General features: G+C 42.7%; 23 protein-coding genes. 7 read left to right on the forward strand and 16 right to left on the reverse strand.

Annotation, left to right across the window (positions count from 1 at the left end; all coding sequences use genetic code 11):
* Position 1: 1 nt before the first annotated feature.
* Together rpsI and rpmE are read left to right on the forward strand one after the other, a co-directional pair.
* Positions 2-415, forward strand: coding sequence for a 30S ribosomal protein S9 (gene rpsI / locus myaer_RS15370; RefSeq protein WP_002737094.1), 414 nt, complete (start codon positions 2-4; stop codon positions 413-415).
* Positions 416-434: 19 nt separating this feature from the next.
* Positions 435-668, forward strand: a complete 234-nt coding sequence (gene rpmE, locus myaer_RS15375) for a 50S ribosomal protein L31 (RefSeq protein ID WP_002760058.1) — start codon at positions 435-437, stop codon at positions 666-668.
* 310 nt (positions 669-978) lie between these two features.
* Here rpmE and myaer_RS15380 read toward each other — a convergent pair whose 3' ends face one another.
* Positions 979-1,920 carry a hypothetical protein gene (locus tag myaer_RS15380; RefSeq protein ID WP_046662743.1) on the reverse strand — a complete coding sequence of 314 codons (942 nt, stop codon included), beginning with the start codon at positions 1,918-1,920 and terminating at the stop codon, positions 979-981.
* 90 nt (positions 1,921-2,010) lie between these two features.
* Between myaer_RS15380 and myaer_RS15385 the strand changes: the two genes are divergently transcribed.
* Positions 2,011-2,832, forward strand: coding sequence for a nucleoside triphosphate hydrolase (locus myaer_RS15385; RefSeq protein WP_046662744.1), 822 nt, complete (start codon positions 2,011-2,013; stop codon positions 2,830-2,832).
* A gap of 96 nt (positions 2,833-2,928) precedes the next feature.
* On the opposite strand, the gene myaer_RS15390 is transcribed toward myaer_RS15385, so the two are convergent.
* Positions 2,929-3,129: a hypothetical protein gene (locus myaer_RS15390; RefSeq protein ID WP_002735656.1), complete on the reverse strand. Its 201-nt coding sequence runs from the start codon at positions 3,127-3,129 to the stop codon at positions 2,929-2,931.
* 497 nt (positions 3,130-3,626) lie between these two features.
* Between myaer_RS15390 and myaer_RS15395 the strand changes: the two genes are divergently transcribed.
* A complete protein-coding gene (locus tag myaer_RS15395; RefSeq protein ID WP_046662745.1) occupies positions 3,627-4,580 on the forward strand; it encodes an ABC transporter ATP-binding protein in 954 nt (317 codons plus the stop codon).
* A 16-nt stretch (positions 4,581-4,596) separates the two neighbouring features.
* Here the strand turns inward: myaer_RS15395 and myaer_RS15400 are convergent, their stop codons facing one another.
* On the reverse strand, positions 4,597-5,352 hold the full coding sequence (locus myaer_RS15400) for a tetratricopeptide repeat protein (protein WP_046662746.1): 756 nt from the start codon (positions 5,350-5,352) through the stop codon (positions 4,597-4,599).
* Between the two features lie 44 nt (positions 5,353-5,396).
* On the opposite strand from myaer_RS15400, the gene nblB reads away from it, so the two are divergent.
* Entirely contained in the window at positions 5,397-6,062 is a 666-nt protein-coding gene (nblB, locus tag myaer_RS15405; RefSeq protein WP_046662747.1) for a phycobilisome degradation protein NblB, read from the forward strand.
* A 65-nt stretch (positions 6,063-6,127) separates the two neighbouring features.
* A complete protein-coding gene (locus myaer_RS15410; RefSeq protein WP_046662748.1) occupies positions 6,128-7,219 on the forward strand; it encodes a tetratricopeptide repeat protein in 1,092 nt (363 codons plus the stop codon).
* Positions 7,220-7,323: 104 nt separating this feature from the next.
* Here the strand turns inward: myaer_RS15410 and myaer_RS15415 are convergent, their stop codons facing one another.
* Positions 7,324-7,797, reverse strand: a complete 474-nt coding sequence (locus myaer_RS15415) for a DUF29 domain-containing protein (protein ID WP_046663805.1) — start codon at positions 7,795-7,797, stop codon at positions 7,324-7,326.
* 100 nt (positions 7,798-7,897) lie between these two features.
* On the reverse strand, positions 7,898-8,884 hold the full coding sequence (locus myaer_RS15420; RefSeq protein WP_046662749.1) for an RNA polymerase sigma factor, RpoD/SigA family: 987 nt from the start codon (positions 8,882-8,884) through the stop codon (positions 7,898-7,900).
* Between the two features lie 702 nt (positions 8,885-9,586).
* On the opposite strand from myaer_RS15420, the gene myaer_RS15425 reads away from it, so the two are divergent.
* On the forward strand, positions 9,587-11,011 hold the full coding sequence (locus tag myaer_RS15425) for a Ni/Fe hydrogenase subunit alpha (protein ID WP_046662750.1): 1,425 nt from the start codon (positions 9,587-9,589) through the stop codon (positions 11,009-11,011).
* A gap of 89 nt (positions 11,012-11,100) precedes the next feature.
* On the opposite strand, the gene myaer_RS15430 is transcribed toward myaer_RS15425, so the two are convergent.
* The 11 genes from myaer_RS15430 to fbp all read right to left on the reverse strand — a co-directional run bounded on the left by myaer_RS15430 (position 11,101) and on the right by fbp (position 17,946).
* Positions 11,101-11,763: a Na(+)/H(+) antiporter subunit B gene (locus myaer_RS15430; protein ID WP_046662751.1), complete on the reverse strand. Its 663-nt coding sequence runs from the start codon at positions 11,761-11,763 to the stop codon at positions 11,101-11,103.
* Positions 11,763-12,305 carry a DUF4040 domain-containing protein gene (locus myaer_RS15435; RefSeq protein WP_046662752.1) on the reverse strand — a complete coding sequence of 181 codons (543 nt, stop codon included), beginning with the start codon at positions 12,303-12,305 and terminating at the stop codon, positions 11,763-11,765. The genes myaer_RS15430 and myaer_RS15435 overlap by 1 nt, the downstream gene beginning before the upstream one ends.
* Before the next feature lie 8 nt (positions 12,306-12,313).
* On the reverse strand, positions 12,314-12,583 hold the full coding sequence (locus myaer_RS15440) for a monovalent cation/H(+) antiporter subunit G (protein ID WP_045358951.1): 270 nt from the start codon (positions 12,581-12,583) through the stop codon (positions 12,314-12,316).
* A complete protein-coding gene (locus myaer_RS15445; RefSeq protein ID WP_002771873.1) occupies positions 12,580-12,831 on the reverse strand; it encodes a hypothetical protein in 252 nt (83 codons plus the stop codon). Before myaer_RS15445 ends, myaer_RS15440 begins: the two co-directional genes overlap by 4 nt.
* Positions 12,828-13,211, reverse strand: coding sequence for a Na+/H+ antiporter subunit E (locus myaer_RS15450; RefSeq protein WP_046662753.1), 384 nt, complete (start codon positions 13,209-13,211; stop codon positions 12,828-12,830). Before myaer_RS15450 ends, myaer_RS15445 begins: the two co-directional genes overlap by 4 nt.
* Positions 13,208-14,644, reverse strand: a complete 1,437-nt coding sequence (locus myaer_RS15455; protein WP_046662754.1) for a cation:proton antiporter — start codon at positions 14,642-14,644, stop codon at positions 13,208-13,210. Before myaer_RS15455 ends, myaer_RS15450 begins: the two co-directional genes overlap by 4 nt.
* Positions 14,641-14,988 (reverse strand): NADH-quinone oxidoreductase subunit K, encoded by a 348-nt coding sequence (locus tag myaer_RS15460; protein WP_002801104.1) that lies wholly within the window; start codon positions 14,986-14,988, stop codon positions 14,641-14,643. Before myaer_RS15460 ends, myaer_RS15455 begins: the two co-directional genes overlap by 4 nt.
* A gap of 615 nt (positions 14,989-15,603) precedes the next feature.
* Positions 15,604-16,086 (reverse strand): hypothetical protein, encoded by a 483-nt coding sequence (locus myaer_RS15470; protein WP_235614754.1) that lies wholly within the window; start codon positions 16,084-16,086, stop codon positions 15,604-15,606.
* Positions 16,087-16,155: 69 nt separating this feature from the next.
* Positions 16,156-16,389, reverse strand: a complete 234-nt coding sequence (locus myaer_RS15475; RefSeq protein WP_046662755.1) for a hypothetical protein — start codon at positions 16,387-16,389, stop codon at positions 16,156-16,158.
* A 51-nt stretch (positions 16,390-16,440) separates the two neighbouring features.
* On the reverse strand, positions 16,441-16,872 hold the full coding sequence (locus myaer_RS15480; protein ID WP_046662756.1) for a hypothetical protein: 432 nt from the start codon (positions 16,870-16,872) through the stop codon (positions 16,441-16,443).
* A gap of 27 nt (positions 16,873-16,899) precedes the next feature.
* On the reverse strand, positions 16,900-17,946 hold the full coding sequence (fbp, locus tag myaer_RS15485) for a class 1 fructose-bisphosphatase (RefSeq protein WP_002801107.1): 1,047 nt from the start codon (positions 17,944-17,946) through the stop codon (positions 16,900-16,902).
* Between the last annotated feature and the right edge of the window lie 44 nt (positions 17,947-17,990).

The raw sequence follows: 17,990 nt of genomic DNA on the forward strand, positions 1-17,990 counted from the left end.
AATGCAAGCCACGGACAGTAAAAATAAGGTAGTTTATTGGGGAACGGGACGACGCAAATCAGCGGTCGCTTCCGTGCGTCTGGTGCCGGGGACGGGGGCAATTACCGTTAACGGTCGCGACGGGGAAACCCATTTTAATCGCATTCCCACCTATATCCAGACGATTAAGGCTCCTCTGGAGACTTTGGGACTAGAAAACGAGTACGATATCATTGTTAAGGCCGAGGGCGGTGGTTTGACCGGTCAGGCGGATGCGGTGAAATTAGGTGTCGCTAGAGCTTTATGTCAATTGGCCCCGGAAAATCGTCCTCCCCTCAAGAGTGAAGGTTATCTGACTCGGGATCCCCGGGCGAAGGAACGGAAAAAATACGGTCTTCACAAAGCGCGCAAAGCGCCTCAATACTCGAAACGTTAGGTTAATAGAGAGGTTTATTATGCCGAAAAAAATTCATCCTACTTGGTATCCGGAAGCCAAGGTGATCTGTAATGGTGAACTGGTGATGACGGTGGGTTCGACAAAACCAGAAATTCATGTGGAGGTTTGGTCGGGTAATCATCCTTTTTATACGGGAACCCAGAAGATGATCGATACCGAGGGTCGGGTCGATCGCTTCTTGCGTAAGTACAAAATGGGTGATAAGTCAAGCAAAAAGGCCGATCAGAAATAATTCTTTACTTTTGCCTTTTTGACCTGGTGGGGAGATTTTCCCGCCGGGTTTTTTGCTATCTTTAGGCTAGTAGAGTCATTATCGCTCTTCGGGAACTTTCGGAAATCCCTGACCGAATCTAGATCCTGAAACCCTTGCTTGACAAGTGATCGCTAACTTTTTTTCTAATAAAAACTCAAATTTCTGGTTTCTGTTAGTTAGCACTTGCTTGAAGGCTTACCCCATAAGAGAGCTAGAGTTGAGAGACTGTGAGATTTTTGCCAGAGTCCTGAAAGAGCGCTCACCTCAAATCTAGAAAACTAAGGCTCTCTTAATACCATAATTCGGGGATCAGGTCATAATAACCAGCTTGGGTCGGTGGGTAAATACCCGCTTCGATTTTTTGGATAATAGTCGGCCAAGCTTGCCTAAAAGCGGCAGAGCGCTCGTTGGGGTGCAGAGTCCAACCCTTGCCATTGGTGAGAGTGGCGCGATAATAGTTGCTTTGTTCTAGGGAGCGAGAAACCATAATTTCCCAAGAGTCGAGTTTTCCTTTGCCGGTCAAAATATTGCCCCAAGCTTTTAAACCATCGGGTAAGTGATCGAGAAAGGTATTTTTATAAGAGCGCCAGAGGGGGGTCATCGGTAAAAGGCGATCATAGCGACGACAATTAAGTAGATAGGCACGACTGCCAAAAAATTTAAATTGATAGAATCCGTCGGTATTTTTCCAGCAAGGATGGGGAGAATAAATCGTACCATCGGGCCGCGGTGGACCGGACAAAGGACGCACAAACATCATTTCCGGATGGGTTTCCATTAACTCGATCCCTTCGCGGATCCAACTGTAATCCGGTTCTTGGTAGAGCATCATGTCACTGTCATAATGAACCATATAATCGCTGCGACATGACTCGATTTTGAAGATCGATCCGAAAATCGGATAACCTTTGTAGTTATGGGTGGAACGTAGGGGACTGCCGAAATGCTTTTGATAGATACGCTGACGATAGCTGGGATCGTAGTTAAAATCCACTAGGCGATCGATTATGCCATCTTTAACTAATTTTTCGCCACAGGCTCTTAATTCCTCCATTGTACCCAGTCCGGGGCGATTAACCTTTTCCCCGCTTAAAGGGGCCGTATCAATAGCGAGTACCTTTTCCTGGAAGGGAAACTGACTCATTTTGACTAGATGAGGGATAGTATTCATCATAAACCAGACATCGGTTCGCGCCGTAAAAAACCAGAGCGAACAACTTGGCAATCCCATTTTGTATAAACCTCACTTTTGTTTGGGTCTTAAATGGGATACATTATAGGGGAATCTTAGCGACAAGTTGACACAATTCCTTCTTAACCTATGACTATAGCCCTCGATCGCTTACCCCAATCTTGGCAGGGTTTAACCCATCGTTTAACTTATAAGTATTTTCAGCTACGCATTGATACACCCAAAGACCCCTATAAAATCCTCTTTCGTCCCCAACCCTATCAGGTTTTATTTATTCTTAGCCATATGCGATCGGGTTCGTCTTTATTGACCCATATCCTCAATTCTAACCCTGAAATTATCGGTTTTGGCGAAACTCATCTGGTTTATGAGAGTGAACAGGATTTTAAAGCTTTAATGTTTAAACTCTACTGGCGTTTGAAAGATTTAAACATGAATCATAAATATATTTTAGATAAAGTTCTTCACGATCAGAAGTTTTTGGATCATAGTTTTTTACAATCTGATGCGGTTAAAACCATATTTTTACTACGAGAACCGAAGCGCACTTTAGCTAGTATTCTAGATATTAAACCCCATCAAAATGAGCAGCACGCCCTGGGTTATTATACTGGTCGTTTAGCCACCTTAGAAAGTTATGCTCGCTTAATTAACAGCAAAGAAAAGAGTTTATTTATCACCCACGATCAAGTATTAAACCAAAGTCAATTGGTCTTTAATAGTTTACAGAGTCATCTCGATACTAAAACGGGATTTTCTGAAGAATATCGAGTTTTAAACACTACTGGCAGCCGTGGTATAGGAGATTCCTCCGAGAATATCAAAGCGGGTAAAATTATTAAACAAGCCAGAAAATTAGATATAGAAATTTCCGAGGATGTTTTAACCCAAGCCCAAAAAGCCTACGATCAATGCTACGAAACCCTCAGCCATTATTGTCATTGTATCTAAGCTGAATTGGGCATTAGCAATAGCCTTGATTCTCTCCTCCGCGTCCAAAGAAAATCCCCCTAACTAAACTCTAAGTTGATCATTTAAAAGGTCTGATTAGCCTTCAATATTAGCAATTGTAAAGCCCATCTGACACTCGTAGAGATTGGGCTGTTGGCTGCCCCCTTTGCCTAGAGAATGACCACAGCCTAGTTTACCCTCTCGCCACCGGGGCTGCCCCTGCTGGTTGGCTAAAAGACAGCCCTGACATACAGAACCCGTATCGAGAATGTGTTCGTCGGTTAAAATCACTAACATGACGTTCACCCCCATTGATCTCCGATCATTCTTGTCTCCATTGTAAGAGGTTTTTTCTAAGATGTAGTGCCGCGCTATACAGTCCGCTACTTTTTGGCTTTTTTTCGCCTGGAATCTTCTTATACAAGGTATTTACCGATCAATTATGAATGGTCAGAAGATGAGGCCGCTCTTCTAGGTTCTGTGTGAGAATGTTATAATATTAATACAGAATAGGAGATGGGTTATGTGGATAAATTTTGATCAACTCCTCGATTTACCAAATGTAACAGTGGTCAATTATCAAAAAATTGATGAGACAATTTAGTCTGTTTGCTTGCTTTAATTGATAACAAAAAGTAACAGAGGAAAACCAGAAGAGCCGATATTAAGGCTCAAACAATTTAACAACAACCATGAAAACCCTGACGCATATTACCTTTAATCTGGAAGTCATGGGAGATGAACCCTGTATTCGTGATTAGCGAGTCACCGTGAGAACCTAACTAAAAAACTTTATGAACCCACCAGAATTAGCCATTGCTACCGTTGGTTTAACCAAACAATTTGACCGCCATGGGGCTGTTAATCAAGTGGATTTACAGATTGAAGCGGGGGAAGTTTACGGGTTAATCGGTCCAAATGGAGCGGGAAAAACCACTTTAATTAGGATGTTAGCGGCAGCGGAAGAACCGACAACCGGAGAAATATATCTGCACGGAGAACGTCTTTTAAGAGATGAGAGTAATCCCCGTCTCAAAAGAAATTTAGGTTATCTACCCGATAATTTTCCCCTCTACGATGACTTAAATGTCTGGAATTATCTGGATTATTTTGCTCGTCTTTATCATATCCCTCGCTCCCAACGTCATCGCCGCATTTATGAGGTTCTAGAACTGGTACAATTAACCAATAAAAGCCATAATTTGATCGCTACTTTGTCCAGGGGAATGAAACAACGTTTAAGTTTAGCCCGAACGATTATCCATGAACCTTTAATTTTACTTCTCGATGAACCAGTTTCTGGATTAGACCCGATCGCTCGCCTACAATTTCGTGAGATTATTAAAGTCTTACAATCGGTAGGTATGACTATTTTAATTTCCTCCCATGTCCTTAGTGATTTAGCGGAACTTTGTAGTTCTGTGGGTATCATGGAATTAGGTTATCTAGTGGAAAGCACCTCTTTAGAGGAATTAAATCAACGTCTAGCCGGTCAATACTTGCAGATTACGACTCTAGGTAATTTAGAATCCTTAGAAACTGCCCTTAAACAATGTGTTTTTGTGGAAAGTTGGCAAAGAATTATTAATACTAATACTCTCCGTGTTAAATTTACGGGAACCCTAGAAGATAGTGCCGAATTGTTGAAATCTTTAGTGGTTTCTGGCCTGACCTTAAGCGAGTTTTATACTTGCCGCGAAGATTTAGAAACTATTTTCCTAAAACTGGGACATCGACAGGCATCCTAAGGGGAAATATTAACTTTTAAATCTCGGATAGTAACTTTTCGACTAATTGAATTTGCTCCTGACTAAAACCAGCTTCCTTCAGATGTGCCAGAAACCATTTTTGGCGATAACGACCGTCTAAATCCCTAGCCTTTCTATAGGTATCCCGCGCTTTTTTACTATCACCTTGATCTAAATAAATCATTGCCAAAGCCACAAGAGGATGGGGATTATTCGGCTCTAGTTTAACTGCTTTTTCAGCATTAGTAATAGCTGAATTCAAATCTTTTAAGCGATGATAGGCCAGGGATAAATTATAGTAGGCGATTTCATTATCGGGTTTTAAATTAGCGGCTTTAGTATGAGTGACTACGGCTTTTTCAAGATCACCGCTCACTAGATAAACAATACCCAAAGCATTATAAGCAGCCACATGATCGGGAGCAATTTTAATCGTTTCTTCGAGGGTTGTTTGTGCCGCAAAAGGTTGTTTAGCTAAGTGTTGTGTCCAACCTAAAATTACTCTCCCGTCTAGATGATTGGGGTTTAACTGTAGCGATTTTTTTAAAGCCTCAATACTTTTGATAAAATCTCCCTGTTGACGATACTGTAATCCCAATTGACGATAACGATTAGCAGCTTTAATGTCCGATGGGGAAATAATCGGACTGGGAGAAGGAGGAACAAGCATCTCGGCCGTAGGTTCTTTTTTAATAGGAGCGGGAGGACTACAGCCCCAAAAAACTGGGGAACTAAAGATGATCAAAATAGTCAGGAGTCGATAACTATTCATGGGACAATTAATACCAGTCCAATTGTTAAGGGTGTCATCAAATTATGAATTATTCCCCCGAATCCGTGCAACGGCTGCTCGATTCCGATGATTATGGCGATCGCTTATCGGGAGTTAATCAACTGCGTTATTTAGCCCCAGAAATCGCCTTCGAGATGTTACAGCCTTTAATTAACGATAGTAACGCTAGGGTGCGTTATTCGGCGGTAAGTCAGCTAGATATCCTCGGTCGTCAGAATCCTGATCTGGCCTTAACTATTCTACGCGATCGTTTGTTAAATGATCCCGAAGCAGATGTGAAAGCGGCCGCGGCCGATGCGATCGGGGGGTTAAAATTAACGGCAGCCTACGATGATCTGGTGGCCGTCTATCAACAATCCAGCGACTGGTTAATTCAATTTAGCATTGTGGCAGCTTTGGGCGAATTGGGGGAACCCCGGGGCTTTGAACTGCTCGAAATCGCCCTAAACTCCGATAATGAATTGGTAAAAACGGCCGCCGTTAGTGCTTTTGGGGAACTAGGCGACTCTCGCGCCGTCTCTTTACTTGTTCCCTTGGCTAATGATGATGACTGGCAACTGCGCTATCGTCTCGCTCAAGCTTTAGGCCGCTTAGGGGGGGAAGATGCGATCGCTGTTTTGACCCAGTTAACCAGCGATAAAAGCGCCCAAGTTGCCCAAGAGGCCCGCAATAATCTCGTTCAAGGGTGATGCAGAATGGTTGATTTTTGTCAATACCATTTACAATAAATTTTAATTAAGAATCGTTAACAAAGATGAAACAATTTACCCGTTTAATCTTGCTCGTCGGTCTTCTCGCGGGGGGCTGTTTCTCCCCCTCGATTGCGATCGCTGATAATCCGGCGGGGGCAATCGTGAGCAGGAATTCACAGGTTAACGAACTACTGCGTCAAGCGCGGCAATTGGTCAGAAATGGCAATTATGGGGAAGCTATAGCCGTTTACGAGCAGGCTGCCGCCCTTGATGGCAATAATGCCAAAATTTTCTCCGGGATCGGCTTTTTACAAACGCGGCAAGGGGATTATAACGCCGCCGCCCAAGCATACCAAAAAGCTTTAAGTCTCGATCCGAGTAATCCCGACTTTTTCCATGCTCTCGGTTATAGTTTGGCTAATATCGGCGATTATGACAATGCAGCCACCGCTTACTATTACGCTATCCAAATAGAACCGAAAAACGTCCAACACTACCTCGGTTTAGGGGTGGTATTATTACGGCAAAAAAACTATGCAAAAGCGGGCGAAGTTTACCAATGGGTTTTAGCTCTCGACCCCAATAATCAGCAAGCCCACGAAATCATGGGTAAAGCCTTGATCGAACAGAATAAAAGCAGCGAAGCCCTCGATTTTCTCCAAAAATCCCTGCAAAGATTCCCTAACAATAGTGAATTAAGATTGCAACTGGCCAGCCTTTTGCTCAAACAGGGCGATTTAAATGGCGGAACCCAAATTTTAAAGGAAATAGAGCGACAAAGTGCAGGAAATTTTTTAATTCAGCTAAAAATAGGGATTTTACTCGAAAAACAAGAGCGTTTTGATGAGGCTCTCCCCTTTTATCGTCGGGCTGTTTTCCTGCAACCCCAATCGTTGGAAGCACAAGCGGGAATCGGTCGCATCCATCTGGCCAGAAAAGATTATCTTGCAGCAATTATCGCCTATCAAGATTTGGCCGAAATCGCCCCCAATAACGCCGATGTCTATCTTAATCTCGGTCGGGCCTACGCGGGCCGGGGACGAAAAACAGAGGCAGCGGAAGCTTTTAAGCAAGCGCGAGCGGTTTATGCCCTAAAAAATAATCAATCCGGCCTGGAGGAAGTGGATGCCCTGCTGAAGAAATTGGTTGAGTAAAACCAGATCAGTGATCAGTTATCAGTTACCAGTTATCAGATTTGAGTTTTCAGTTCACTGATGACTGTTTAGCGATTTAAGGAGTGATTTGGATAGTCAATAGTTTATTCCCAATCGATTGGGAGCCATTGATTATCTAAAACCTGTTCGAGATTAAAAATTATCTGACTCGGTAAACCGCCGGGGGATAAACCCATTTTTTTCCGGACGGTCTCTAAAGCTGTATGGTAGGATGGCTCAAAAACCTCCCGAAGATAGGGCTTTAAACTAGGGCTATCCTCCAGTAAATCTTGGATTTCTGCCCGAAAATTATTGATTTCTCCATGACCATGATTGCCATTCTGGCCTCTTTCCGATTGCCAGTAAGTTAATTTGAGTAAATGTTCTAGGAGACGAGTTAAAAGACTTTTGAGCGCGTGTCTTTCACTTCTCCCCATCGATTCAATCTCCTCAATTAAGTTGTCTAAATCCACCTCGGCAAACCGGCCTTTTTTTAATTGTTCTGCCGTGGTTTTTAGCCAGAGATAAAAATCTTCTTCGTATAATGTTAGGGTCGCTGTTTCTGTCGCTCTAGTCATGACGGAACTGCCACAGGTGAAAACTAATCGGGATTCTATATTAATTAAACCCAAAAAAAAGAGAGCTTGCGCTCTCCTTCTGGGTTATTTGCTAATTTTACTAACTAGCGACAATATATTCCTTGACGTTGGCCCGGCGACGGCGTAAATGAGCCAGGGCCTGGTGTTCTAATTGTCGCACTCGTTCCCGACTGATGTTCATTCTCTGACCAATTTTGGCTAGGGATAACTCTTTGCCATCGGTTAAACCAAACCGGAGAGTAATCACTTCCCGTTGTTGGGGAGTTAATTCGGCCAGGAGATTGGCTAAGTCTTGCCGTAATAACTCTTGGGTGATGAAGGTATCGGGAGAAACTCCGCTATCTTCTAATAGTTCCGACAATTCCGTATCTTGGTTATCGCCGACGCGCACATCAAGGGAGATGGGTTGACGGGCCATACTGAGGTATTCGCGGATTTGAGCGGGTTCTAGCTCTAATTCCAGGGCAATCTCGGCAGGAGTGGCACTTCTGCCCAGTTTTTGGGCGAGTTCGCGCTGGGTTCTTTTGATTTTATTCAGTTTTTCGGTGATATGGATGGGTAAACGAATGGTGCGGGCCTGTTGAGCGATCGCACGAGTAATCGCTTGCCGAATCCACCAGTAGGCATAGGTAGAAAATTTATAACCTTTGGTGGGATCAAATTTCTCTACACCTCTTTCTAATCCCAGACTACCCTCTTGAATTAGATCTAGGAATTCCATGTTCCGCTTTTGATATTTTTTGGCGATCGCAACTACCAAGCGGAGGTTAGCTTCAATCATTTTCCGTTTAGCTCGATCGCCAGCCTTCAAGGCGCGATCCAGTTCATTTTCGCTTAAATTCACAGAATCCGCCCACTCCAAGCGATCTGGTTCCCGTCCTAATTGCTTCGATAGTGCTTCTTTCGCTTCTAACAGGCTCATCATCCGTTGGACTTGTTTGCCGTAAATAATTTCTTGTTCGTGAGTTAGGAGAGGAACTCGCCCAATTTCGTGCAGATAGGTACGCACCATATCGGCATTAAGGGTGGGCAGTGGTTGAGTTTGGTTGGTTTTTGCGGTGGGCATTGGTTTGGTGGTGACTCCTTGACACAGAAAAAGTCTGTTACTATTCCGACTCGCGGGTGAGTCTGGCTTATCTGAAGTCGGTATGAGTTCGATCGGAATTTCTTTGATTGTATCCTGCGCTTTTAGACGCAGACAATCCCCTAAAGGTTCAGAGTTAATTCATTCTTTGGTATGATGTTAGGTTTATCCTTTTTTCTCAACATCCAGAACAAAAGTATTATAGTGTAGGACTATCAACTACAATCGCTTGTTTTTGGGTCGCTTTTTCCTGAATCCTCGGTAGTGCCTCTGATACTGTTAGGTAAGATTACAGGACAAAAAGGTGATTTTCCCGATTAGCTGTAAACAATCTGGCCGACTTTCGACCTTTTCGCCCTCAGCTTTGAGAGCAAAGCAGAACCAAGCTGAAAACTGACAGCCGAGAACCGACTTCTATATATATAATGACCGATCAACACCAGCAAAGGGAGATGTAATCATGGCGGATTTCCGAACTATTTTCTGTAGTATTTGCTACAAAATGCCAAATTAGCCGCGATTGAGAATCGGGAAAAATTGTTATAAAAATTAGGATTGCTAGGGGGGTAATAACTATCATAGAGACAGCAGGGCGGAGATCGGGATAAATTATCGTTGAAACCAAGCTCGATCGCACTCTCCACAATACCGTTCTGTGGAACTCCTGAACAATGAGGACTTACTATGACTAAAACCGTCGTTATCGATCCCGTCACCCGGATCGAAGGCCATGCCAAGATCTCGATTTTCCTTGACGATGCGGGTGAAGTGGATGACGTGCGTTTTCATGTAGTCGAGTATCGCGGTTTTGAGAAATTCTGCGAGGGACGGCCGATGTGGGAGATGGCGGGAATTACTGCCCGAATTTGCGGCATTTGCCCCGTTAGTCACCTACTTTGTGCCGCCAAAACCGGTGATAAAATTCTAGCGGTGCAAATCCCCCCCGCGGGTGAAAAACTGCGGCGCTTGATGAATTTGGGACAGTTAACCCAATCCCATGCTTTAAGCTTTTTCCATCTTAGCAGTCCCGATTTTCTGCTTGGTTGGGAAAGTGACCCCGCCAAACGGAATATTTTCGGTTTAATCGCGGCCGATCCCGACCTAGCGCGAGCAGGCATCCGTTTACGTCAATTTGGACAGAAGGTTATCGAACTTTTGGGGGCGAAAAAAATTCACCCCGCTTGGTCTGTCCCGGGGGGTGTGCGTTCTCCCTTAAGCGAAGAAGGGCGACAATGGATTAAAGAACGATTGCCAGAGTCTAAAGCGACTCTTTACACCGCTTTAAACCTGTTTAAAGGACTTCTGGACAATTTAACCACAGAAATCGCCGCTTTTGGTAATTTCCCTTCCCTGTTTATGGGATTGGTCGGTAAACGGGACGAGTGGGAACACTACGGTGGTCATATTCGTTTTACCGATAGTCAAGGCAATATCGTGGCCGATAACCTGAGCGAAGACAATTATCGCGATTATATCGGCGAATCAGTAGAAAAATGGTCTTATTTGAAGTTTCCCTACTATAAACCCCTCGGTTATCCCAACGGTATCTATCGGGTCGGTCCGTTGGCACGCTTAAATGTTTGTTCCCATTTTGGCACGGAGGGAGCGGATATGGAGTTACGCGAATATCGCCATCGGGTCGGTGGTGTAGCTACTTCTTCTTTTTACTATCATTATGCCCGATTAGTCGAGATTTTAGGCTGTTTAGAGCGTATCGAACTTTTAATCGACGATCCCGATATCTTCTCTAAACGCTGCCGGGCCGAAGCGGGAATTAATAATCTGCAAGGGGTGGGAGTTAGTGAAGCGCCCCGGGGTACTTTATTCCATGATTATAAAGTGGATGAAAATGGTTTAATTGAAACGGTGAATTTAATTATTGCCACGGGTAATAATAATTTGGCCATGAATCAAACGGTGAAACAAATCGCCCAACATTATATCCATGGTGGCGAAATTCCCGAAGCGATGTTAAACCGGGTGGAAGCGGGTATTCGTTGCTATGATCCCTGTTTAAGTTGTTCCACTCACGCTATGGGACAAATGCCGCTACAGCTAGAGTTAGTTAATGCAGCCGGTGAGGTGATTAATACTCGACAAAGGGGTTAATTATCTAAGTTGTTAGGGTGTTGGGAAATAGGGCAAATTCCTCGCGCATTGATAGTATCAATCTTAATTGAAATGACTATATTAACCTCTCACAATAAACCGCGATAGCGGATAAAAACGAGGATTACTGCCCAGGAACCTAAAGCTACTTTAACGGCGACTAAAATGTTTAGTATTGGTAAAATGCCGCCACTAAATAGCGCCCCTAATTCCCCGTGGGGTAACTCAAATCCTGAGAGAGTAATGGCGGCTAAAACAATAAAAACTAAGACGGAAATTTTCTCCCATGTTGCCGCTTGCCAACGGCGATAAATTGCTTGCATCCATTCGGGAGACGAGGTAATTGCTATTAAACCAATTGCCGTACCTCCGGCGACTCCGGCGGCAAAACCTCCCCCCGGACTTAAATGTCCGCGGATAGCTAATTCAATGCCCACTAAAGCGGCAATTGTTGCCCCTAAACGGGCTAAAATAATTGAAGGTTGGTCAGTAAATTGATGGATTTTACTGGCGGGTTTTTCGGTGGCTAAAAGAAAATTCGCCCCCATAATGGCAATGGTAAAAACAATCACTTCATAGATGGTATCGTAAAGACGATTACGAAAAATAACCACCGAAACCGCATTAGGAACACCGCCGTCGTCCACCAGGGATTTAACAATTTCTAAGGATGATACAGAGGAAGCAGTATTGGGAATAATTACCATTTTGACAGCGAAGGCAATGGCGGCTAGAGTGTAAATCCATTTCATTAGTGTTTCTCCTCTAATTTGGGGGTTTCAATACAGGTTAAAATCGTGTTTGCTGCCGTTAATTCATTTTTAAAAATATCGTAGAGATAGGGTAATCTAATTGTGGTTTCGTAGGGGATGGTTTCTGGATTGTCTTGACGGATACAGACGGCATGAATATCCTTATCCATAAGTGCCTGTTGCAAAGCTTGTTTATCACTGTAGGCAACCAATTCTAAACGCATAAAACGTTTACTTAAAACCGTTTGTAGTTGAGTTTTTAACTGTTCTAAAACCGTATCGGTTTCCTCGGCAATTACTCCTAAACGCATCACTAAAGAGGAACGAATCGCCACCGCGTAGAGAGTTACGGCTAACATGGTTCCCATCAAAGCTTCGGTTAAAGACACATCTGCTGCCCCTAATAAAGCATAAACTAAGGCTGCTATTGCCCCTAAAACCCCGCGAATTACTAAAGCTTGGTAGGGATTGGATTGTAACATCACCATCGCCGCAGTTAAAGGCAAGAGGGCAACAATAACATAGAGATAACTTTCATTCATCTTTAATTTTACTCTCGATCGCTAGAAGTATAAGCTAAAACGTAGCCTAACATGGTGTTCCAAATTGCTAAGGAAATTATTGCCAATAATAATAAAGGCCAATTTTGGGGAACTTTCAAAAGTAGCCCGAAAATAATCGCCATGGAACCCAAGGTATCAGCGACAGATAGACCATGTAATTTATATAATACCGAGCGCTTGTCTAAAAGATGCGCCGTTCCCCAAAACCAGAAAAAAACTCCGATAGCGATGCAGATATAACTCAAAATGTCAATCATGATTCGTTCAGTCGTTTAAGAATTTGTGCTAATAACATAAAGCCAGCATTACCGACACTGAGAATAATCACTGCTACCACTCCAATCATCCAATCATCCCGCAGAACCGACACCACTAGAATAATAATCGATGATTTACTAGAAGCACTGGCAAAGGCGGCCATTTTTTGCCAGATGTCATCATTTCTTGCCACTTCATAAAGGGGAATTAATAGGGCGACAATCATGGCAATGAGAACAATATTCATCCCTGGGAACTCCGTTTAATTAGATGAACTTCATAACCTTCATTTTCCTTGTATTCGGTGACGATAGTTTTCGGGGTAAAGGTAATGAGAAATATATCCCAAAAAGCCAGTCTGGGTGAACGTTTACCCGAAATTCTCTCCAAAATAATTTCTTCTTCCTTGTGGGGACGAAGGATAATTTCAAACGCTTCTTTATAAGCTTGAGGAATAGCTATAAAGACTTTAATTATTACCTTTAACCAATCGCCTAAAGTTTCGCTAGAGGCGAAATTACGGGGCAAAAGAAAAGCAATAGCCACCCCGATCATAATGTTCGCAGGGGTAAAATTAGCGGTGAGTAAAAACCACATAGTTAAACGCAGAATTATATGTCCGATCATGCTAAGACCATCCAAAACAATAGAACTAACATTATACTCATCATACCGACCAGATTATCAAATTGTTCCCAGGCCCGTGATAATTTTAGGGATAACTTTTTGAAAACTCCCAGATATAACCACCACCCCGCACCGATGACGGCTAAAGCTTTGATAATATTGGGTAGATTATAAGCTTCAACATAGACGGCATTGGATAAAAATAGGGCGGCAAGGAGCAGAATTATTGCTGTCCAGAAACCGATAGTTAACTTCTGTTTACTTTCGCCACCCGCGTGGGGTAAAAAGATAAATTTAGCAAAGGAAATCGCCGTCCCAACCGCCACAAGATTGATCATAATCTCTTGCCAGGGGACTAAATTTTTCATCGTTAACGCTTTCGCACCAAAACCAGATAATAGGGGGAATCCGGAGATAGAAAAACTAGCAACCACTAGGGCAATCCAGAGAGAATTAGGGAGCGATTGTTGCTGTAATTCTTTAAAATTGCGACTGGGTAAAACTCCCGCTAACAGAAATAGGCAAGATTTAACTAAACCGTGGGTAAGGGTATAAAAACCACTGACTACCGGAGCCGCTAAAATAAAACCTAACTGGGAAATAGTATGGAAGGCTAACATCCGCTTGCTATCCTTTTCAAACACTGCGTATGACACGCCAAAAATCGCCGTTAGCACCCCGAAAATCCGAATTAGGACATCCAAATCGTCTAGGATTAAAGCACAGCGCAGGAGGGGAAAAATGCCAGCTTTTACCACCACCCCCGACATCAGCGCCGAGACGGAGGTTTCCGATTCCGAGTGTGTCATCGGTAGCCATAATCCCGAGACAAAGATTCCCCCTTTGACTAATAATCCCATGAAGATTAAAGCCAAGGCTTCGGGAGGTGCGTCCTTTAAACCAGCAAAAGCAAAGGAATTATTGGCTTTATAGACTAAAACTGCGCCAATAAGGTAAAATAACATCGCCACATTGCTGATAAACAGATAACGCAGGGCAACCCAGAGAGAGCGATCGCTGCGAGGGTAGGCAATCACCAGAAAAGCGGCAATACTAATTACTTCTAGGGCAACGTAAACGCTAATAAAATCCTCACAGACGAAGACAGAATTAATGCTGCCGTGGAGAATGATAGCTTGGGCGTAAAAAAAAGCGGTTTTGCTACTTTCCCAGTTATAAAAAATAACTGCCATCGTCACCAGGGCATTAGTGAGGATAAAATAGGCACTTAACTGATCGGCTACCAGTCTCACGCCATAATTATCTAGTAGGTTAAGGGTTATGGGGGAGGATTGGCTAAATAGAAGGAGAGAATAGGCGAGAGAGATAATAGTGGCGGCGAGAGCCAGATATTTGTCTAATCGCGGCAATAAATAGATGATAAAGCCGATCAAAAAGGGTAAACTTATCCAGGCGATCGTTAAAGTATTCATGGTGTGTTATTTTTTTCTATCTCGCTGCTGTCGAGGGTGGGGTTATCTTTGGCTAATTTCATCACTCCCACCAGCATTAACGCCTGAATCGAAAAACCGATGACGATCGCTGTTAAAATCACTGCTTGAGGTACAGGATCGGCGTAATCTTGCTGTTTAACTGTACTGAGGATGGGAGTAAATAAACCGTCACGGGAAGAAATCACCACATAGTAGGCGATAACGCCCGTACTCATGACATCCATGGCGATAATCTTCATGATTAAGTTTTTTTTCAGGAATGTTCCTAAAAATCCGCACAAAACGGTGGCGAATACAAACAACTCTAGGAGGGGAATCGTCACTGGGCTTCTTGATTAGATTTGGTTATGAGTCAAAATACTTTTTCTAATTATCCTCGATCGAGTCCCAATTGATCAAAAAATTCTCAAGATTATGGGGGGAATTTTCGGGCGGTCAATAGATTGTTTTAGATCTATAATTATTATTGAAAAAATAAAAGCAAGCGGTTTCGCTTTAATAATGTATATCTTGCCAGAGAGCGCAATCAGTAATGTTTTGGAAATATTTGATATTTTTGCTGGCAATAATAACCCGACGACTGGGATATTTTTCTTTGAGTAGAGACCATTGAGCCGATAGGATACAATCTATATCAATATTTTCTTTAACTTTTCAGCCCAAAGATAAGCGGCTTTTTGTAGTAAAATAAAACTGATTTTCTGAAACTTAATTACATTCCTTAACTTATCTAATTCTTGCACGCTTTTACTTCTCGTCTAACCTCATAATCACATAGATCAGATGAAGTCAGAAAAGCTCCTCTTGCCAGCAGACGATAAAACCATTCGGTACATTGATAAACTTCTGTAAATAACTTTTGATCTTCTGGCCAGTCTTCACCGATCGGGGTTACTAATAAGCTTAAAATGTTAGAGTCCAGAATTACAATCACTCTTTTAATCCCATCCCTTAACTTTTCTCAGATTTTCTAACTGTTCTAAGCGAGATTTTGCCCATGCTATCGCTGGCTGATTTTTTTGTTTCTGCACTTGATCAGTATCGGATTTATTCGAGGTATAAAAGTCTGTCCAATTGAGAGGTTTAGTTTCTTGATTTTCGTATTCTTGTATTTGCCAGAGGATTGCTCTAGCCGTATTCTTTAAAGAGATTAAAACTTGCTTAAACTGACTTGTTTTCTCTGGTTGCAAGCTAGGATCATCTAAAAAAGCCTTGGCGATCATCTTAAAAGATTCTAGGTAGTTGTGGGGAAAATAGCCAATATATTTTTCTATTATTATCTCTGAGAGTATGGTAAGACCGAAGCAAATACGATTATATTGAGCGGATTTATCTGTTGATTTTAACGAAGCATCTAACATTATTTTCTTCACTCGAATTAACTCGATAAAACCCTGTAAATAATTATCATAATATGCCATTTTTTTAAGCTATCAGCAGACAAAAATTCACCATACTTAGCTTGAAATTCTCTTGTTATTGGTTGATATTCAAGAGAATAAATATTCTCCGCTTGAGGTGGAGTTTGAGCTGCTCTGATTTTTTCTATAACTATCGTCTAATTCTAGAAAAATTCCCTCGGCATTGAGGACTAGATCTTCATCAGATAAGGGCGGAAAATCCAGGTGAATTGTCCGCTTCAGAATCTCTAATAGCAAATCTGAGCGCTCTGAGTCTGTCAAGCGGTCAAAGGTATCTAAAAGTTCCTGAACTATAGCAGTCATAGCAGTTACTCTATATCTGCTCAATACTATAACACAAGCTTAACAAGGAGCTTAGTCATTCCTTGACAGCCCCAATAAATTCTGAATGTAAGTTTGGAATCCCCCCAAACCGCCATCGTCATTCCAACGCTGTCTGAAGGTTGGTAACTTCTCCAATTCCATCACATTCCCACCCTGATACCTGACTCGATAATCAAACATCGCATCTGCTTTTGCTGATACAGGTGGATTATCAAAATCAATAGCCCAAAGCACCTCAACGCCAATTTCACGTTTGGCTTTGCAGTCGAGAACTTTTACTAAATGGGTAACATACCCTCGCTGTCTGAGTAGTATCAAACTACCTTTTTCGGGTTTATTGGCATTGACTTCATCGTCTTTCCATGCCAGTTTGAAGGAATTAGAAACCTTATATTCCCGATATGCCCATGTACCATCGTGTCGCCTGACATTTTTAGTCCACTTCAGAGCTTGTAAATCCATGTCAATATCTCTAAATAAAACTATAAGTTAAACTCGATCGCGATGACGACGATCAGCGATAAAAGACTCTACCAATTTAACATCTTCGACACTACCGATCACTAAAGGTGTGCGGTAGTGTAATTTATCGGGAACGATATCTAAAAGATTTGTCACCCCATCACTAGCTTTACCTCCTGCCTGTTCAATTAAAAAAGCAAGGGGGGCAGTTTCATAAATTAAGCGCAATTTTCCCTGGGGATTTTTAACAGTACCAGGATAGAGAAAAACGCCTCCCTGCATTAAAATTCGATGGATATCTCCCACTAATGCCCCACTGTAACGGGCCGTGTAACCATCATGACGGTGAACATAACGAGTATAGTCGCGAATTGCCTCATCCCACTGCCAAAAATTGCCCTCATTGGTACTATAAATCGGGCCATGGTCGGGGATAATAATATTCTCTTGGGCGAGGATAAATTCCCCTAGACTGGGGTCAAGGACAAAGGCATGAACACCGCGACCGATCGAGTAAACTAAAATAGTCGAGGGTCCGTAGAGAATATAACCGGCGGCGATTTGTTGACGACCATTTTGCAGTAAATCCCGCGCCTCTCCGTCTAAATCATTGCCTTCCTGTTGACGGATGGCAAAAATCGAACCCACATTTAGGTTAATATCCACATTGGAAGAACCATCGATCGGGTCGTAGAGTAGGGTATAGCGACCGATGGGACAGTTTTCCGGGATATAATAGGGTTTATCCATTTCCTCGGAAGCAAGACGGCAAACTAAACCACTTTGCTTAAAAACCGAGATAAATACTTCATTGGCAAAAACGTCCATTTTCTTGACCGATTCCCCTTGGACGTTGGTTTCTCCGGTAAAACCTAGCACATCCGCCATTAATCCCGCTTTACTGAGACGACGGGCAATTAATTTTCCCGCTAGGGCAATTCGACTCATAATTGCGCTTAAATCCTGCGCGTCGGGGGAAAAACTTTGTAGTTGTTGCAGGACGTGACGGGAGAGGGTGGTACAATCTCGATCGAGGCTATGTTCGGGGATAGAAAAGGGAATATTGCTAACCATAACTGTAATTGCCAGTAATAAAGTAAAAAAGGAAAACCCGTCTA

Origin of the sequence: Microcystis aeruginosa NIES-2549 (assembly GCF_000981785.2) — a bacterium.
In the GTDB taxonomy this organism is placed as follows: Bacteria; Cyanobacteriota; Cyanobacteriia; order Cyanobacteriales; family Microcystaceae; genus Microcystis; species Microcystis aeruginosa_C.